Source organism: Paenibacillus contaminans (assembly GCF_003285015.1).
Lineage (GTDB): Bacteria > Bacillota > Bacilli > Paenibacillales > NBRC-103111 > Paenibacillus_V > Paenibacillus_V contaminans.
In genome coordinates, this window is record NZ_QMFB01000001.1 from 868,224 (window position 1) to 885,852 (window position 17,629).

Here is a 17,629-nt window from a genome sequence, read left to right on the forward strand (position 1 = left end):
CGGTCTTTTTGTTGTATGAAAGTTTCTTGTCATTGCAATTGATAATAATATAAATTAAAATGTCATGTTATAAGTTGAATGTCTTTATGTAGAAGACTCAATTTATCAATGACAAATAGAGAGGGTGAAACAATTGTCTAAAAAGCTTAGACAATTGAAAAACGTTTCCGTGTTTTCCTCGCTTCTAGATTAACAATCTAATTTAGAAGCGAGGAAAGTAACGATGGAGAATAAACATATATATACGACATCATTTGTTCTGCTGTTTGTGAGCAACTTTTTTGTATTTATCGGGTTTGAAATGCTGCTCCCCATATTGCCGGCTTATCTGTTAACGATTAACGCATCTTCCGTTCAAGTAGGATTGGTAACATCGCTATTTACGGTCGGCGCTGTATGTATCAGGCCTTTTGTCGGGTACTATTTAATAGGGAATCGGCGAAAACCGCTGGCTGTTGCCGCGTGCGCAGCTTTAATGATTTTTACAATCTTGTATCCGTTTCTCCAGGTGGTATGGCTGTTTCTATTGTTGCGAATCTTCCATGGCATTGCATGGGGTGGTTCTACAACGGCTAACAGTACGATCGCGGTTGATTTGATCCCTAAGAAGCGGTTGGGGGAAGGCATGGGTTATTTCTCCGTTTCCACAACAGTCGGAGCGATTATAGCCCCGAGCTTAGGGTTATATATATACGATTCTTATTCCTTTGAAGCTTTAATTGGGTCATCTGCAATGATAAGTTTATTGGCGGTAATTACGCTTTTATTCATACCCGCACCGGAATTTGAAAAAGGTGAGAAACAACCGTTCCGATTTTTCAGCATGATTTTTGAAAAAGAGGCATGGTTTCCTGCATTGCTTGCGGTGATCACTACACTTGCTTTTGGGGCAATTCTTACTTTTTTAGTTTTATTCGGTAAACAACAAGGGTTGTCTCACATTTTTCTGTTTTACCTAATTAATGCAACCGGGGCGACGATAATTCGACCATTTACCGGGAAATGGTACGACAGGAAAGGCCCTTGGTCTATTATCATTAGCTCCGCTGTGCTGGGGTTTTTATCCATGATCGTATTGTCATACGCAACAAATGATTTTCATTTGATTACTGCCGCGATTTTATTTGGCGCTGGATATGGCACTGTAATGCCGTCTTTACAAACGTGGGCTGTGCAGAAGGTGAGTAAAGAAAAAAGCGGAGCCGCTAATGCAACGTTTTTCTCCAGTTTCGATGTCGGCGTTGGAATAAGCGCATTTACGCTAGGCATATTAGCGAAATGGATTAGTGTAGGTTCAATCTTTAGGATTGTTAGTATAAGCTTTATTGTTGTTGCTTTATTGGTTTATAAGGATTATTTACAGGAAAAGAAATCATAAAATCCGATTCCATACAATCAAATCGCCGATCGATATGTAATACGTCGATCGGCTTTTTTTATTTGAATTTGTAAGGTTTTCTGGAATAGTACAAGAAAAAGCTAACCGTTTCCCTTACAGCTGTTCGCTTACATCTATGTAAAGTCTATCTTAATGGAGCCTTGCTATGTTAGAAATATGGATTGCCCAATTACGGCAATTTTGGACGTTTATAATCATTCCAATGGCTGATAAACTTGCATAATACTTCAAAACTATAGGAGGAGATACTATGGAAGGGGTACGTTACAAGATAAGAGAAGTGTTGGACAAGGACAAGATTGAAACATTTTTGCAGCAAGCTCGAATTGGACATCTGGGCATGTCCGACGGTCATTTGCCGTATGTCGTTCCGCTCAATTTTGTTTGGACGAACGGTAAGCTTTATTTCCATGGCGCCACCGGCGGGAGACGAAATCAGGTTATGAGTGCGAATCCGGAGGTTTGTTTTACGGTTTGCGAAGAATATGGAACGATTACGGATCCGGTGCCGGCCAAGACGGATACCGCGTATATGAGTGTAATGATTTTTGGGAAGGCGCAGCCGATCGTCGATTTGGATGAGGCTACACACATGCTGCAAGAAATGATGGATAAGTATGTGCCAGGCTATTATAATCGGCCGTTGCCCCAGCAGCATGTCGACAAATATCGATCGGCCGTTTTCGGCGGTCCGGTTCAGGTTTACCGCATTGATCCCCATCATATCAGCGCGAAAGAAAATCCGATTGAAGAAGTAAAAATGTTCAAGCCAGGAAAAAACGTATCGCATTAGTCATACAAATGCTGTCGTTACTTGTGCGGCAGCATTTGTATTTTAGTTGAAAATCGTTTCTTGAAGAGGCAGGAGAACACGAATGAACACAACATCCGCTTCGCTGCGCGGCCGCGATTTGATATCGCCGGCCATAGCCGCATTAATATCTGTCATTGTTAACTACGGAGGAACTTTTATTCTCGTATTTCAGGCAGCAAAAGTCGCGGGTTTAAGCCCCGAAATGACCGCGTCTTGGATTTGGTCGATTTCCATTGGTGTGGGTATAACCGGAATTTGGCTAAGCTATCGGTACCGGGAACCGATTATTACGGCATGGTCAACACCTGGCGTGGCTTTTCTTGTTTCGGCATTGGCAGTTACTCCTTATCCGGAAGCAATCGGTGCTTACATGATTTCAGCTGCAGGCTTTATCGTTTTAGGATTATCCGGAATGTTTGAACGTTTCGTCCGGCTTATTCCTCCAGGTATCGCTTCCGGGCTGCTGGCAGGCATTTTACTGCAGTTTGGCATATCGGCTTTTGGTGGCGCGAAAGTTGACCCCTTGCTGGTCGTGATTCTGTTTGCCGCTTATGTCGTGCTAAGAAGGTTTACATCCCGATATGCGATAGTAGGGATAATGTTCATCGGACTGATGTATTTGATTGGTATGGGGAAGGCGGATTTCAGCACGATCCAATTGGCAATTGCATCCCCGGAATTTGTCGTTCCGAAGTTTTCGCTGCATTCCATACTGGGCGTTGCATTGCCGCTGTTTGTTATTACCTTGACGGGACAATATATGCCTGGCATGCTCGTGTTGCGGAATGACGGATTTAAGACGAGCGCGAATCCGATTTTGCTTATAACGGGTTTAGGATCGCTCCTTGCAGCACCGTTCGGCTCACACGCTTTTAATGTGGCAGCCATTACAGCAGCGATTTGCACAGGAAAAGATGCGCATGAGGATTCGGCCAAACGTTATCTTGCAGGCATTGCCTGTGGCATTTTCTACATAGTTGTCGGCATTTTTGGCGTGACGTTGGCTGCTCTGTTTTTGATTCTTCCCGCTACCTTTATCGCAACGTTAGCGGGATTGGCATTGCTTGGTACAATTGGCGGGAGTCTTGCCAACGCTTTAACGGATCCCAAGGGACGTGAGACCGCATTGATTACGTTTCTGGCAACAGCCGCGAATGTGACTTTGCTTGGCGTCGGCGGGGCATTTTGGGGGCTTGTCGCGGGTTTGGCAGCACATCTATGGATTCATGGGAAATTTCAAATAAAGCCATACAAGCCGAGCGGAACACAACAATCCGAACAAAAACAATAAGAAGTATGAATATGGATGCTGAACGGACTGCTGTCTTGCCGGGGGGGAGCAGTCATTCGAATATGCCTAGCTTATTTGCATTCAACGATGAAATTGACCGTGTGATCTACATGCTAGGTTATGTGCAGAAGCAACTGACTGGCAGCAAAAATCGACTTGAAAGAAAAAATCTGGCAGGGTGCTTGTATTATTTAAGCATCCCTGCCAAACGATAAATGCCTTTTTCAATGGCAGCTTCATCTACTTTTGCAAATCCCAGTACCCATCCTTTTCGATCGCTTTCCAAACAATACCTGCTGAGCGGATAAACGCGGATTCCATTTTCGAGCGCTAAGTTCGTTCCTGCTTGTTCGTCAAACGATTTATCGGCCTCTAGAAGCATATGCAGCCCTGTTTCTACGCCGCTCAGCGTGAAGCGTTCACTCAGACCTGTCGTGATAATGGCCTTCGTCATGGCTTCGTGCCTGCGCCGATATACATTTCGAACTCGTCTCATATGGCGCATGAAATGACCGCGTTCTATAAAATGCGAAAGCGTTAATTGCTCCATAATCGGAAGATGACGATAGGTGAATCCATGGACTTGAGCAAGCTGACGAATGGCATCTTTGGGACCGATGATTGCCGAAATCCGAATACCGGGAGCAACCATTTTGGAAAAACTCATCATATACAGCGTGTTCTGAGGCCGCTGACTGAATAAGGTTGGAAGCGGGTCGCCGCGATAACGAAATTCGCTGTCATAATCATCCTCAACCATCCAGAACCTCTGTTGAGCTGCCATATGCAACAATTGCTGCCTGCGTGGTTCCGACATAATAACGCCAACAGCACACTGGTGCGATGGAGTAACATACACAAGCTTGGATTGAGGGTGAATGCGGTCTACACATAGGCCATACTCGTCGACCGGAACGGATACCACTTGCATTCGCCGATACTTCATCGCCATCCAGGCTGCAGGGAAGCCGGGATCTTCAACCGAAACCGTTTCTCCTTCATGTAACAGGGCTTGAGCGATCAAATCGATGCTATGTTGTGCGCCTGAGGTTAATAGGATTTGATCGATATTTACATGAACACCCCGTTCGAGCGACAAATAACGTTGAATCTGTTCCCGTAACGGCAAAAATCCATAGGCGTCGCCGTAAGCCCAATTGTCCAGGTCTGTTTCTGAAGAGGCTTGTAAAAAGGAATGCCTCCAATTTTTCTGAAATTGATCGTCCAAATAGGGTTCATGGGGACTGAAATCGATCTCAACATGTCGATGTCGTTTGTCTCCGAACCAGCCGTGCAAATGGCCGACTGCAGCGTTTAATAAAGGCAAATCGGGCGGAATGGGACCTAGAGTCGCAGCTTCCTCCGTAGGACGAGAAGCATATGTCCATTCGCTGACTCTTGTCCCGCCGCGACGAGAGGTTACGGTGTAACCGCGGCTGAATAATTCCTCGTAAACAATCTGTATGGTTGAACGGGAAACGCCAATCAACAGAGCGAGTTCGCGGGAGGGGAGCAGCAATTCGCCTGGCGGCCATTTTCCGGTTGTTATATTATGGATCGCTTGATCCAGCAATTGCTGCCAGATAGGACGTTCGTCATCTCGGTTTATTTTAAGCACTCGTTCTCCTCCAGTGTTTCAATCTTATATATGGACTTTATTAAATATAAGAGAACTGAAATGTATTGCAATCCAATGATTGATATCCTAACATGACAATCGTCCTTTAACAACAAGAGAGAGGCTGCCGATATGAATCGATAGTTTCGCAAAATAGGTAAATATTTACACGGGAACAAACGTTTGATAAAATGAGCGTAAACCTACTTTGCCCAAAATATGGGATCTGAAAGGAGAATCCGTTTGGAAGAGAACTATATTGAAGGTATTGAATACACGGAAATTTCTGTTTCTGATCTTGAACTGGCTTTAGATTGGAGGGGATGGCAGTGTTCCTTCAACAGGCATCTTTAGTGGACATGAATAATGTTTCGTTAACGGATAAACTAGCAAATTTGTATGGCCGATACACTGAAGTCGAACCGCATGTAAACGCTTTTATTCCCGAGCGGGATTTCAAAGAACGCTTATTTAATGATGCTAACGATTTATTAGAAAAGTTCCCTAATCAATATGAGAGACCGGCTTTTTTTGGCGTTCCCTTTGCAATCAAGGATTTAATACATGTTAATGGTTTTCAAACGCAGGCAGGTTCCAAACTGCCTTCTCTTACTTTGACATCGAGAGAAGGCTCCTTTATATCAAAAATACGATCAATGGGGGCGCTAATTGCAGGAAAAACGGTTACAGAAGAATTTGCCTATCATAGCATAACACCTACCCGTAATCCACATAACATTGAACATACGCCTGGCGGCTCAAGCATGGGATCAGCCGCTTCGGTTGCAGCTGGAATTTGTCCGATAGCAGTCGGCACTCAGACCCTTCGATCGGTTATTGCTCCGGCCTCATTTTGCGGTGTGGTTGGGTTTAAACCAAGCTATGACCGTGTCACATTAGATGGAGCTATACTAATGGCGCCCTCTTTTGATACAATCGGATTTTTCACACAGGACATTGAAAGTATGCAATTTGCAAGCTCTCATCTAATTCCTAACTGGCGCCCTTTCTTTTCGGAAAAAAAGCCTATACTTGGTGTTCCAAATGGCATGTTTATGAATTTCATGTCCGAGGATGTTAGACGAGTTTTTAAAAATCAACTCGAATTATTAGAGAAAGCCGGGTACTCCATTCGCCATGTCGATATGCCGTGGGAGGATGCCTTCATTGCCGGCGACTCCATGATTAGAATGGTTCATGGAGAAATGGCACAGATTCATGAAACCTGGTTTCGACAATATGAACATCTTTATGGCTCTTCAGTAAAAGATGCTATTATAAAGGGTCAAACCGTGCTATTGGAGGAATTAGAAAAATACCGCATTGGACAAATGGTATTAAGAAATGATTTGGAACAAACCAAAATGAAGTATGGTATTGATTTGTGGGTTTCGCCCGCTCAAGGAGGAGTGGCACCAAAAGGCTTCGAAAAAACGGGTTGGGCAGGGATGACCGCAATCTGGACTTACGCAGGACTCCCAACGATCAGCATACCCTTAACAAAAATTGATGGGATGCCTCTAGGTTTCCAATGTATTGATAGTCATGGGAATGATGAAGAGCTATTGTTTTGGACAAAAGCAATAAAACGTAGTTTGTCTTCTGAATAAAAAGAGTCGTTTGCTACGAAGGGGACGATAGCTAAATATGAACATGCTGGCAGCCCGCAAGAATGATCGGCTGCTTGTTTCAATAAAGTAAGAGGCAGGATAGCACTGAAATAAATGCAATGTTAAAAAAAGATGGGGTTTGAAGCATTCACGAATGGAGTGATAAGATGATCGGGAGAACCATACGCGTTTTGGAACAGAACCCACGTCTTGCCATCAGCATTTTTTACCCATCGACCGGTGGGAGCCCACTTAGAGGGCTAGACCTGTACGCACCTTGTCAGGCGGAAGCAGCATCTCTTTTAAGAGAAATGGGTGTCGACCTCGAAAATCTGAACGTCACCGATGAATTGATGACAAGTGGTACAGCAGTTACAAAAGTAGGGGCATGGCCAACCGTTCTCTTGTCACCGGGTTTTGGTATAGAACGCGATATGTATCTTGGGATAATCTCGAATCTTGTACCGAAGGGATATATTATCGTCACTATTAGCGCCCCATACGAATCTATGTTTACCGTATATCCTGATGGTAGCTTTATTATTCAAGGGAAAGACATGTCCGAACTAAAGAGTTCCGATTATAATGGCTGGTACCTCCTCCTGGAAAGTCGTTCTCAGTTAATTAGTGTAGTTCTGGAATATATTGATACTCTAAACCGATCCGATCCGGAGTTGGCAGGACTATTCGATCTGGGGAACGTTGCTGCAGTCGGGCATTCGCTGGGCGGCGCTGCCGTCCTCGAAGCAGCCAAGCTGGATAATCGCATTAAGGCCGCTATCCTCCTCGATCCTAGCTTTCATCTCATCCGTTGGGATGGAGTAACGTCCTCTGTTCCGGTTTTGGTGTTGCGGCAAGAAGCTTCGACCTATGAAGCGTTGGCTGCAATCACAAATGAGAAAATCGCATTCGACTATCTCGAGGGACAGCGTAAAGCGTTCAAGGCCCTAAAGAATTCTAGCTTATATCGAATAAACGGAGCGAAACATATGTCATTCTCCGATGTGCCCCTCCACTACGGTGATCTTCATGCTGTCCAGGTCCATACCGTTACAGTTGAAGCAATGACGGTGTTCATGGAAAGGGTCTTGCAAAGCGATCACTTGCCGCAGACATTAGCATTGCAGTTAAGCGGAACGGTCGTTCCTATTAATTGTGAAGGTGATCCCATCTAACTGAGTTAGAGTTATGCGGATTTAGTTAAATCAGGCGTAAATTGTTGTATTTAGAAAGAACGGGAATTCGAGCTCTATTTGCAATCAGATCGAGAAAGTGCCGATATGGGGCAGACTGCTGGTAGTAAGAAAACGAGGGATATTGCTATGGATGTCATTATCAACGAAATAGCTCATTCAAGATAGCAATCGAAAAGAAATCCAAGCAGTAATTATATGCTACGCTAGAAAAAAAGGAGTTGACCAAAAATGACAGTAAAACTTACCCCTTATCTAAATATGGAAGGGAACGCGAGGGAAGCGATTCAGTTTTATGAACATGCACTTGATGCCGAAGTTCTCTCTATCATTACTTACGGAGAGATGCCGGAAATGCCCGATACGTTCAATGATGACCTAAAGAATCTTGTGGCACACGCAAAGTTGCGAGTTGGTGAGTCGGAACTCATGTTATCGGATGCACCAAGCGGTTCGACGATTCCAAAGGGTAAACAGGTCACAATTTGCATTTCAACTAACAGCGTAGAAAAATCAAAACGATTTTTTGAAGCCTTACAGCAAAACGGTCACGTTAATATGCCGTTTGGAGAAGAAGCTTTTAGCCCGGGTTTTGGTGATGTAACTGACAAATTCGGCGTCACCTTTCAAATTTATACGGAAATCGAAAGCTAAAGTATAAATAAACTACATGCAGTAATGCCTGCACAAAATTCGGTATGGGTTGAAGCAATGAATATGGCGTTTCGTTCGTAACCCGGCCCATAACCTAGGCTGGGTTTACTGCATGTTATGAAGGTGTTACTTTCAGGTTCTCGCGATACTATTTCGAATTGGGGGTTACAAAAATGAATGACATAAATGTTAGGGAAATTAAGGTAACCGATTATCAAGCTATTTACCTGTTAAATCAAGACTTTAACCCGAATTTGTTTTCGTTTTCTGAAGAAAAGGTAAAAGCGAAGATTGCGTTCATTAAAGAGAAAACAAATGATATCATCTTTGTTTATGAAGAGAACAACGAAGTAATAGGCTATATTCATGGGAGCCCATACGAGTTGCTTTTTTCCGACTCTTTAGTAAACATCTTAGGATTTGTTGTTAAAGAAAAGTATAGAAAACAAGGTATAGGCAGCATTTTGATAAAACGACTAGAGCAGTGGGGACAGAACAACGGATTTTCGGGGATTAAACTTTTATCCCATCCAAGTCGAGTACAAGCACACAGGTTCTACGAACGACACGGCTATACGTTTACAAAGGATCAAAAAAACTTTATAAAAAAGTTCAATTAATAAATAATCATCATTTAATTGGTAAGGATGGACGACTAAGGAGCTTACCGAAGTATAACAAACCTGAAAACGTTATTGTTTCTGCAATTGACAGCCGAACTGTTTTACGGTAATTTTATCATATGATTAAACATTTAACTATCTGAGGTCAAGGATATATGAAATCGATTCGGGAGTACGTGTCGAAGCATCCGCTCGAAGTGCAGACTTTTTTTGCGATGGTCGATGCGACGTCGCGGTTGATCGGCCATTCGGAGAAATATTGGTCGTCCAAAGGTTTGAACGGAGCACGCATTCGTCTGCTGGTTGAAATCGCCAAGGAGGGCGGTTCGATATTGCCTTCCGTACTCGCCGACCGGATCGGTGTGACGAGAGCCAATATAAGCGTCCTGCTCGTCCCGTTGGAGGAACAAGGATATATTCAAATAACCGGCCACCCGGAAGACGGGAGAAAAAGAAGCATCGCGCTGACTCCCGAAGGAGAAAACCTGTTATGGGCCGAACTGCCGGGTAACCGGGAAGTGATCGCGAAGAATATGAGTATGCTGGACGAAACGGAAATGCGGCATCTGCTGTCCTTAATGAGCAAATTGAGCGGAGAGGCGGAATAAGCCTTTTCTTTTTGGTTATATAGTTAAACATTTAACTAAATTAAGCGGAGGTTGGAACTATGAAAATCGCTTTGACCGGCGCAACGGGAAAACTGGGAAGTATCGTGTTACGGCAGCTGCTTTACAGGGAAAATCCGAATGACATCATCGTCGGCGTACGCAGGCCGGAAAAGGCCGTCCATCTGACGGAGCAAGGAGTTGCAGTAAAATATTGCGATTATGACGAGCATGCTTCACTCGAGCGATGCTTTAAAGACGTTTCAAAGCTGCTGCTCATATCCTCTCCCCATCGCGACGATACCGTACGTTTTAAGCAGCATACTGCAGCCATTCATGCCGCACAACGTGCTGGGGTAGGGCATATCGCATACACAAGCATCGCTTATGCGGATAAAGGTCGGCTGCCTGAGCACCGGCTTCATCTTGAGACCGAGCAGGTAATCCGCGAATCCGGCATCCCTTATACGATTTTGCGAAACGCTTTTTACATGGATATCATTCATATGCTGCGTGTCCGCGAGGCCGTTTCAAGCGGAAAACTGGTAAGTCCGCCGGGAGAATGGACGTTTAATACGGCAGACAGGGAAGATCTAGCTCAAGCGGCTGTTACCGTTCTTACGGAGGCTGGGCATGAAAACCGAACCTATGAAATGACCGCCACAAAAGTATGGAAAATGGACGATCTTGCACATGCGCTTACGGAAGCGAGCGGCCGCCGCGTTGTCCATATTTCGGATCCCGCTGCGTTCAACGAGCTTTTCGGGCTTTTGCCTTATTCGGATATGAAAAGCGTTTCCCCCGATTTGAGAAGGCTTGTCGGACGGCCGCTCCGAACGGTTCACGATGCGGTGCGAAGCTTATTTGTATAGCTTGCAAATTGCAGATAGATAAAAATCGTACGAAAGGAGAAGGATTCAGTGCATGGTGACGAATCTTTAGGGTACCCATTTTATTGAAAAAGAGGCTAAAATCCAATCCGCTGAAGCTTTGTATGGAATAGACATAGATTACGGTTTGGAATCGTCATTCGGAGGAGGTGCATGAGATGTGTAGTGGGAACATGCCCTTGGTATCGTTGATTATTCCCGTCAAGAACGAAGGATCCCATCTATGTCGAACCGTTCAATCGGCGTTGCAGGTTAAAACGGAGTGTCCGCTCGAAATCATTATCGTCGATGACGGCTCAACGGATCATTGCTGTGATTTCCTCGAAACTTCGGAGTACGGATCTCAAATCAAACTTGTCCGATCGTCTGGGGGACTCGGAGTGGCTATGGCCCGTAATTGCGGAGCCGAACAGGCCACAGGAGAATATTTGATTTTCTGCGATGCCCATCTTTTTTTCGAAGATCAATGGATTGACCGCCTTCTTGAACCGATTCGAATCGGGAAAGCCGATGCTGCTAATCCGGGTATAGGCGATGCCGCCAATCCGGGAAATGCGGGTTACGGTTATCATTGGACTGAAAAATTGGAACCCAGATGGAATTCCCGGCAATCTTCTCAATTTCTGTCGTCACACTTGGCAGGGGGATGTTTCGCGATATCGAGGAACGTTTTTTTTGATGTCGGAGGATTTGACAGAGGCTTCAGGGTTTGGGGCAGAGAAGATGAGGAAATGTCCCTAAAATTATGGCTGTTCGGCTATAAATGTATGCTTGTGCCGAACGTTACGATTCTGCATGTTTTCCGCTCGGATAATCCGCCGTTCACTTTGACGTGGGAGGACGTGGATTATAATTTTTTACGCATGGCATATAGTCACTTCAAAGAAGAGCGTATTGCCAAATGCAAAAAACTGATCAAATATTCCGATCCGGAAAAAATTGAGGCTTTCGTGCTGAAAAACGGTGTGTTGGAACAACGCCGAAATTATTTTGCGCGTCGACATTACGATGATGATTGGTATATGAAGGAGTTCGGAGTCCTGTTCTAGATGGATTTTTTCATGTTAAGTAACCATAGTTTAGGGGGAAACGATCATGGGAATTAGACCTGTACCACCGGTACCGCCTGTAACTACGACACCGCCGCCGCCAACTACGACAACTACTACGGCGCCGCCGCCGACTACGACGGTCACACCTTAGAGCGACTCGGCAAGCTCGACGCCCATATTGCCGCCGATCCCGTGAATTGCAAGGAAGCATGTTGAAAGCTCAAGAGGTTGGTCTACGGGTTATCCGAGTCCAACCTCTTGAGCTTTTTGACTTTTAATGGTTGACACGACACCAAAAGGTGTCCTATAATAAAAACGTCACTAAATGGTGTCCGATTAGAACTTAGGTATTTGAAAGCTGAATAAGTTTCCGTTGAAACACCGCATACTTTAAGCAGGGAGTGAAAGTAACGGCTATCCCTTCGTACTCACCAAGTCTTCTACTTACAAATAATCATATTTTGGAGAGGGTGTTGTGAGCGAGAACGACGAGTTACGGGATGTGTTTGATGCGATTGCAGATCCGACCAGGAGGCGACTGATCCGACTGCTGGCAGAGGCAGAGGCAGAAGAGATACCGCTTCATGAGTTAACGGCACAGTTTCGAATGGGCCGAACTGCAGTGTCCAAGCATTTGACAATCCTTAAAGAGGCCGGTCTGGTACATGACCGAAAAGTCGGCAGGGAGACGCGATTTAAGCTAAACGCCTCTCCACTCAGAGAAATTCAAGATTGGGTGGCTTTCTATAGCAAGTACTGGAGTACGAATATGTTGCGCTTGAACCAACTATTAGAGGAGGAAGATGAATGAGTTTATCCTTAGACTTGGATTTTCAGTACACGACATCGATCGAGAAGGCTTGGTTCGCATTAACCGATTCGAGCAAGTTAGCTAAATGGATCACGGAAAATGATTTTAAGCCCGTCGTGGGACATCGCTTCCAGTTTCGCCATCAGCCGTCCGAATATTGGGATGGAATCGTTGACGGCGAAGTGCTGATCGTGGAAGCACCAAACCGGTTGTCCTATTCTTGGGCTACCGGAGACGAGCGCCATACGGTCACTTGGACGCTGCAGGATTTAGGGGACGGAAAGGTTAACCTTCATCTTGAACAAACCGGATTTTCGAATGTTCAAGGACTCGAAGGCGCCAGGTACGGCTGGAGCAATTGGTTCGGCGAGTTTGAAAAGGCGTTGTAACCAAATCTGCCATTCGTTCTTAAGTATCTCCTTATCCAATGCTAAGCGAATGAGAACAATAGTTGAACCCCGCTTGACGCGAATCAACATAAACCGGCTGCAACCTACATGCAGCCGGTTTATGTTGATTCGAACATTTTGACAAGTTCTCTCTGAATCGGGTAAAATCGCTCGAAAAATATCGCTTCACCTCCCCGGTTAGAACAATACAGGGTGAAAGTTTTGACTAACCCATTTTGTAATGCACGATGAAAGATTACAATGTTATTATTAGAAGAAATTAACACTCTCGAAAGGATGAAAAGCGTGAGCGAATCAAATCAGGAATTTATCGTAATCTCGGGTGCGAGGGAAAACAATCTCAAAAACGTATCCTTGCGCATTCCCAAGCGTAAGATCACGATCTTCACCGGGGTATCCGGATCCGGCAAATCATCGATCGTTTTCGATACAATCGCCGCTGAATCCCAGCGTCTGCTGAATGAAAACTTCAGTATGTTCGTCCGCACCTTTCTGCCGCGTATTCCACAGCCGGATACGGACGGGATCGAGAACCTGAGCATGGCTGTTACCGTGGATCAGAAGAGGCTGGGCGGGGGTTCTCATTCCACGATGGGCACGATTACCGATATCTCTCCTATTCTCCGTCTTCTTTTCTCCCGAGTTGGTCAGCCCTATGTCGGACATGTGAACATGTTTTCGTTTAACGATCCGCAAGGCATGTGTCCCGAGTGCAATGGGATCGGTCGTAGGCTGGGCGTCGACATGAGCAAGGCGCTGGACAAGTCAAAGTCGTTGAATGAAGGAGCAATTATGCTGCCGGAATATTCGGTGAGCAGCTGGGAATGGAACATGATCGTACAGTCGGGCTCCTTCGATCTCGACAAGAAGCTGAGCGAGTATTCGGATGAGGAACTTGAGCAGCTGCTGTACGCCAAGGCGAGGAAAGTGGAGATGGATTTCGCCGGTAAGGCTATGAATATTACAGTGGAAGGCATCATCGAGAAGTTTACAAATAAGTACATCAAGCAGGATGTAAAGGCGAAGTCCGAACGCACACAAAAAGCTGTCGCGCCTTTCATCACCGAGGGCTCTTGCTCCAGCTGCCGCGGTGCGAGACTCAGTCAGGCCGCACTCAGCTGCAGGATCAACGGACTTAACATTGCGGATATGTCCTCCATGGAGGTCGGGCAGCTCATCCGCGTCATTCGGGAGATTGACGATCCCGTTGCCGCTCCTGTCGTCAAGGCGCTTACAGAACGGTTGCAGCATCTGGTGGATATCGGACTTGACTACTTGACGCTTGACCGTGAGACGGATACATTGTCCGGCGGCGAATCGCAACGCGTCAAAATGGTGAAGCACCTGAGCGGCAGTCTGGTGGATGTCACGTACATCTTCGATGAGCCCAGCGTCGGCTTGCACCCCCGAGATGTACACCGTTTAAATGGATTGCTTCAGAAGCTGCGCGACAAAGGAAATACCGTAATTGTCGTCGAGCATGATCCCGATGTGATCAAAGTGGCGGATCATATCGTCGACGTAGGGCCTTACGCCGGCAGCCGCGGGGGAAGCATCGTATACGAAGGAAGCTTCGACGGTCTGCTTGAGGCAAGTACGCTGACAGGAACCCATATGAAGCGGCCTCTCCAGCTGAAACAAGATTGCAGACAGCCATCCGGCAAGCTTTCCGTCAAGGATGCCTCCCTGCACAACCTGCGGAACGTTAGTGTTGATATTCCAACCGGAGTGCTGACAGTAGTTACAGGTGTCGCCGGCTCGGGTAAGAGTACGCTGATAAACGATGTATTCCTCAGCCAGCATTCGGATGCGATCGTGATCGACCAATCGGCGGTAGGCGTGTCAACACGTTCGAATCCAGCGACCTATACGGGCATTATGGATGATGTGCGCAAGGCGTTTGCTTCTGCGAACAAGGTTAACCAAAGCTTGTTCAGCTTCAACTCCAAGGGGGCTTGCGAGAACTGTCAAGGACTAGGTGTCGTGTATACAGACCTTGCATACCTCGACAGCGTGAAGCTGCCGTGCGAAGTATGCGGAGGCAGACGCTTCAAGGAAGAGGTACTCTCCTACAAGCTGAACGGCAAGTCAATTGCAGAAGTGCTGGAGATGACTGTAGAGCAGGCATTGGATTTTTTTGAGTTAAAAGAGGTTGTCCGCAAGCTCCAAGCGATGAGCGATGTGGGGTTGAACTATATTACACTCGGTCAGCCGCTCAGTACGCTTTCGGGCGGGGAATGCCAGCGCATCAAGCTGGCAAGCGAGCTGCATAAGAAGGGCAGCATCTACGTGATGGACGAGCCGACGACCGGCCTGCATATGTCGGATATCGGTCATCTTCTTGCGATCATGAACCGCCTCGTGGATGCCGGAAATACGGTGATCGTTATCGAGCATAACCTCGAAGTGATCAGTCATGCGGATTGGATCATCGATATGGGACCGGATGGAGGCAGCAAAGGCGGCCAGGTGGTGTTCGAGGGCACGCCTTCGCAGATCATCCATGCGGAGAAGTCGATCACGGGAAGTTACTTGAGGTAATGATCAAATCCGCTTTCGTATGGGGCCTTTCGCTTAAGTAACGGGAGTTAAAAAGCGCGATTCACCGTCATCAGGCGATAATAAAGTGCGTTCACATTCAATTGTGAACGCATTTTTATTTTTATGGAGGAGAGAGAAAGGAGTAGAAGGAAGAGGGCAAGGAAACGGTAGTGATTCCTTAATATCTTATAAGAAATTCTTGAAATAACAGAAATTTACCCGATAGGGGGGATGCTATTATACAAATATAAATAAAGACGAGGTGATGATATGCAAGCGAAAATGGCAGCGGACGCCATTCCCCTCCCCCAAAAGCGGAGTTCATGGATACGAACGATACAAAAGTATAAAGTGATGTATGCGCTTTTAATCCCGGCATTAGTTTACTTTGCCGTATTCAAATACATTCCTATGGCGGGAATCATTATTGCTTTTAAAAACTACAACCTGGCTTTGGGGATATGGGATAGTCCGTGGGTGGGATTGAAAAATTTTAAAGATTTTATTAACGGCGTTTACTTCTGGGACATCATGAGAAATACGATTATCATATCGCTGTATAAGCTATTGTTCGGTTTCTCCGCTCCCATCGTACTTGCTTTGCTGCTCAATGAAGTGTATACCCAATGGTTTAAGAAAATCGTACAAACGATCACTTATTTGCCCCATTTTCTGTCATGGGTCATTGTATATGGACTGATGGTGGCATTATTAGCCCCGGGAGACGGCCTTTTTAATATGATTTTGAAGGAAAACGGTGTTCAACCCATTTCCTTTCTTACGGAACCTGCTTGGGGAAGACTGCTGATCATCTTATCCGAAATATGGAAGGATATTGGATGGGGAGCGATATTGTATCTTGCCGCATTAGCAGGTATCGACCCAAGCTTATATGAAGCGGCTCGGATTGATGGCGCTTCCAAGTGGAGACAGTTATGGCATATAACCTTACCCGGCATTCGAGGAGTCATTATTCTGATGCTGATCCTTAAACTAAGCCATATTCTGGACGCTGGCTTTGACCAAATATTCATGTTTGCCAACAGTTTTAACCAGGAGAAGATCGATATTATCGACACATGGGTATACCGTGAAGGACTGGAGCGTCTTAAGATTGGCTTGGCTACTGCTGTGGGATTGTTTAAAGCTGTCATAGGATTTATTTTAGTTTTGGCTGCGAACAAGCTCGCCAAAAAATTCGACGGGCAAATTTGGTGAGGTGGTATCGGGGATGATTAATCTGACTATCGGGGAAAAAGTATGGCAAGCAGTCGTATATTCCATTCTTATTTTGCTATCACTACTTTGCTTACTTCCCTTTTTATATGTGGTTGCTGTTTCAGTAACGCCAGAGTCGGAAGTGCTAAGAAGAGGAATTGTTATTATACCGGAATCCTTTACTTTTGCAGCCTATAAAGAAGTATTCATTTCTCATGGTATAGGGCAGGCGTATAAAATTACATTGTTTCGAACGATTATAGGCACTGCGTTAAATGTGTTTTTTACGGTAATTGCGGCGTACCCGTTATCCAAAAAATATTTGCCGGGACGCAGTTCATTTTTACTATTCATTGTGTTTACCATGATGTTTGGCGGAGGGTTAATTCCGACTTATTTGTTAATCCGCTCTCTGGGAATGCTAAACAGTCCGTGGGTATTGATTATTCCGCATCTCATTAGTGCATTTAATCTTGTGATCATTAAAGGCTTTTTCGAGCAATTGCCTGCTGAAATCGAGGAATCTGCGAGAGTAGACGGCGCAAGTGAACTTCAGTCGTTATGGAAGATTATTTTACCCCTGTCCATGCCCGTCCTTGCTACGATTTCCTTATTTTACGCTGTGGGACATTGGAACAGTTATTTCGATGCTATTGTTTATATCAATGATTCGAACTTAATGCCGCTTCAAGTTATCTTGCGCAACATTCTGCTTAACGTCGCAACACAAAGCGCTGATTCGATTGCCAATACCGGAACCGTTAGCCAGTTCGCTGTGCAGATGGCTGCTGTCGTTGTGACTACGATCCCGATTTTGATCGTTTATCCATTTATGCAAAAACATTTTACTAAAGGTGTGCTCATGGGATCGATAAAAGGGTAAAAGGCAATTTCTATCTA

The 17,629-nt window shown here is 45.4% G+C and carries 16 protein-coding genes; 15 read left to right on the plus strand and 1 reads right to left on the minus strand.

The window, feature by feature from the left end:
- Positions 1-223: 223 nt before the first annotated feature.
- The 3 genes from DQG23_RS03755 (at position 224) to DQG23_RS03765 (ending at position 3,504) form a co-directional block, all read left to right on the plus strand.
- On the plus strand, positions 224-1,378 hold the full coding sequence (locus tag DQG23_RS03755) for an MFS transporter (protein WP_113029428.1): 1,155 nt from the start codon (positions 224-226) through the stop codon (positions 1,376-1,378).
- A gap of 271 nt (positions 1,379-1,649) precedes the next feature.
- Positions 1,650-2,192, plus strand: a complete 543-nt coding sequence (locus DQG23_RS03760; RefSeq protein ID WP_113029429.1) for a pyridoxamine 5'-phosphate oxidase family protein — start codon at positions 1,650-1,652, stop codon at positions 2,190-2,192.
- Between the two features lie 82 nt (positions 2,193-2,274).
- A complete protein-coding gene (locus DQG23_RS03765; RefSeq protein WP_113029430.1) occupies positions 2,275-3,504 on the plus strand; it encodes a benzoate/H(+) symporter BenE family transporter in 1,230 nt (409 codons plus the stop codon).
- 187 nt (positions 3,505-3,691) lie between these two features.
- On the opposite strand, the gene pdxR is transcribed toward DQG23_RS03765, so the two are convergent.
- Positions 3,692-5,122, minus strand: a complete 1,431-nt coding sequence (gene pdxR, locus DQG23_RS03770) for a MocR-like pyridoxine biosynthesis transcription factor PdxR (protein ID WP_113029431.1) — start codon at positions 5,120-5,122, stop codon at positions 3,692-3,694.
- A gap of 329 nt (positions 5,123-5,451) precedes the next feature.
- Here pdxR and DQG23_RS03775 point away from each other — a divergent pair, with 329 nt between their 5' ends.
- From DQG23_RS03775 to DQG23_RS03830, 12 genes are all read left to right on the plus strand, one after another.
- Entirely contained in the window at positions 5,452-6,732 is a 1,281-nt protein-coding gene (locus tag DQG23_RS03775) for an amidase (RefSeq protein ID WP_158560282.1), read from the plus strand.
- A gap of 191 nt (positions 6,733-6,923) precedes the next feature.
- Positions 6,924-7,907, plus strand: coding sequence for an alpha/beta hydrolase family protein (locus tag DQG23_RS03780; protein ID WP_158560283.1), 984 nt, complete (start codon positions 6,924-6,926; stop codon positions 7,905-7,907).
- A gap of 249 nt (positions 7,908-8,156) precedes the next feature.
- Positions 8,157-8,579, plus strand: a complete 423-nt coding sequence (locus DQG23_RS03785; protein ID WP_113029434.1) for a VOC family protein — start codon at positions 8,157-8,159, stop codon at positions 8,577-8,579.
- Positions 8,580-8,752: 173 nt separating this feature from the next.
- On the plus strand, positions 8,753-9,199 hold the full coding sequence (locus DQG23_RS03790) for a GNAT family N-acetyltransferase (RefSeq protein ID WP_113029435.1): 447 nt from the start codon (positions 8,753-8,755) through the stop codon (positions 9,197-9,199).
- A gap of 158 nt (positions 9,200-9,357) precedes the next feature.
- Entirely contained in the window at positions 9,358-9,810 is a 453-nt protein-coding gene (locus DQG23_RS03795) for a MarR family winged helix-turn-helix transcriptional regulator (RefSeq protein WP_113029436.1), read from the plus strand.
- Between the two features lie 59 nt (positions 9,811-9,869).
- Positions 9,870-10,679: an NmrA family NAD(P)-binding protein gene (locus DQG23_RS03800; protein WP_113029437.1), complete on the plus strand. Its 810-nt coding sequence runs from the start codon at positions 9,870-9,872 to the stop codon at positions 10,677-10,679.
- A gap of 191 nt (positions 10,680-10,870) precedes the next feature.
- Positions 10,871-11,746, plus strand: coding sequence for a glycosyltransferase family 2 protein (locus tag DQG23_RS03805; protein ID WP_238177743.1), 876 nt, complete (start codon positions 10,871-10,873; stop codon positions 11,744-11,746).
- A gap of 478 nt (positions 11,747-12,224) precedes the next feature.
- The gene (locus tag DQG23_RS03810; protein ID WP_113029439.1) at positions 12,225-12,560 is read left to right on the plus strand and encodes an ArsR/SmtB family transcription factor; all 336 of its coding nucleotides are present in this window, start codon (positions 12,225-12,227) and stop codon (positions 12,558-12,560) included.
- A complete protein-coding gene (locus DQG23_RS03815; protein WP_113029440.1) occupies positions 12,557-12,949 on the plus strand; it encodes an SRPBCC family protein in 393 nt (130 codons plus the stop codon). The genes DQG23_RS03810 and DQG23_RS03815 overlap by 4 nt, the downstream gene beginning before the upstream one ends.
- A 306-nt stretch (positions 12,950-13,255) precedes the next feature.
- Positions 13,256-15,511 (plus strand): ATP-binding cassette domain-containing protein, encoded by a 2,256-nt coding sequence (locus DQG23_RS03820; protein ID WP_113029581.1) that lies wholly within the window; start codon positions 13,256-13,258, stop codon positions 15,509-15,511.
- Positions 15,512-15,781: 270 nt separating this feature from the next.
- Positions 15,782-16,729: an ABC transporter permease gene (locus DQG23_RS03825; protein WP_113029441.1), complete on the plus strand. Its 948-nt coding sequence runs from the start codon at positions 15,782-15,784 to the stop codon at positions 16,727-16,729.
- A gap of 13 nt (positions 16,730-16,742) precedes the next feature.
- Positions 16,743-17,612 carry a carbohydrate ABC transporter permease gene (locus DQG23_RS03830; RefSeq protein WP_113029442.1) on the plus strand — a complete coding sequence of 290 codons (870 nt, stop codon included), beginning with the start codon at positions 16,743-16,745 and terminating at the stop codon, positions 17,610-17,612.
- Positions 17,613-17,629: the final 17 nt, after the last annotated feature.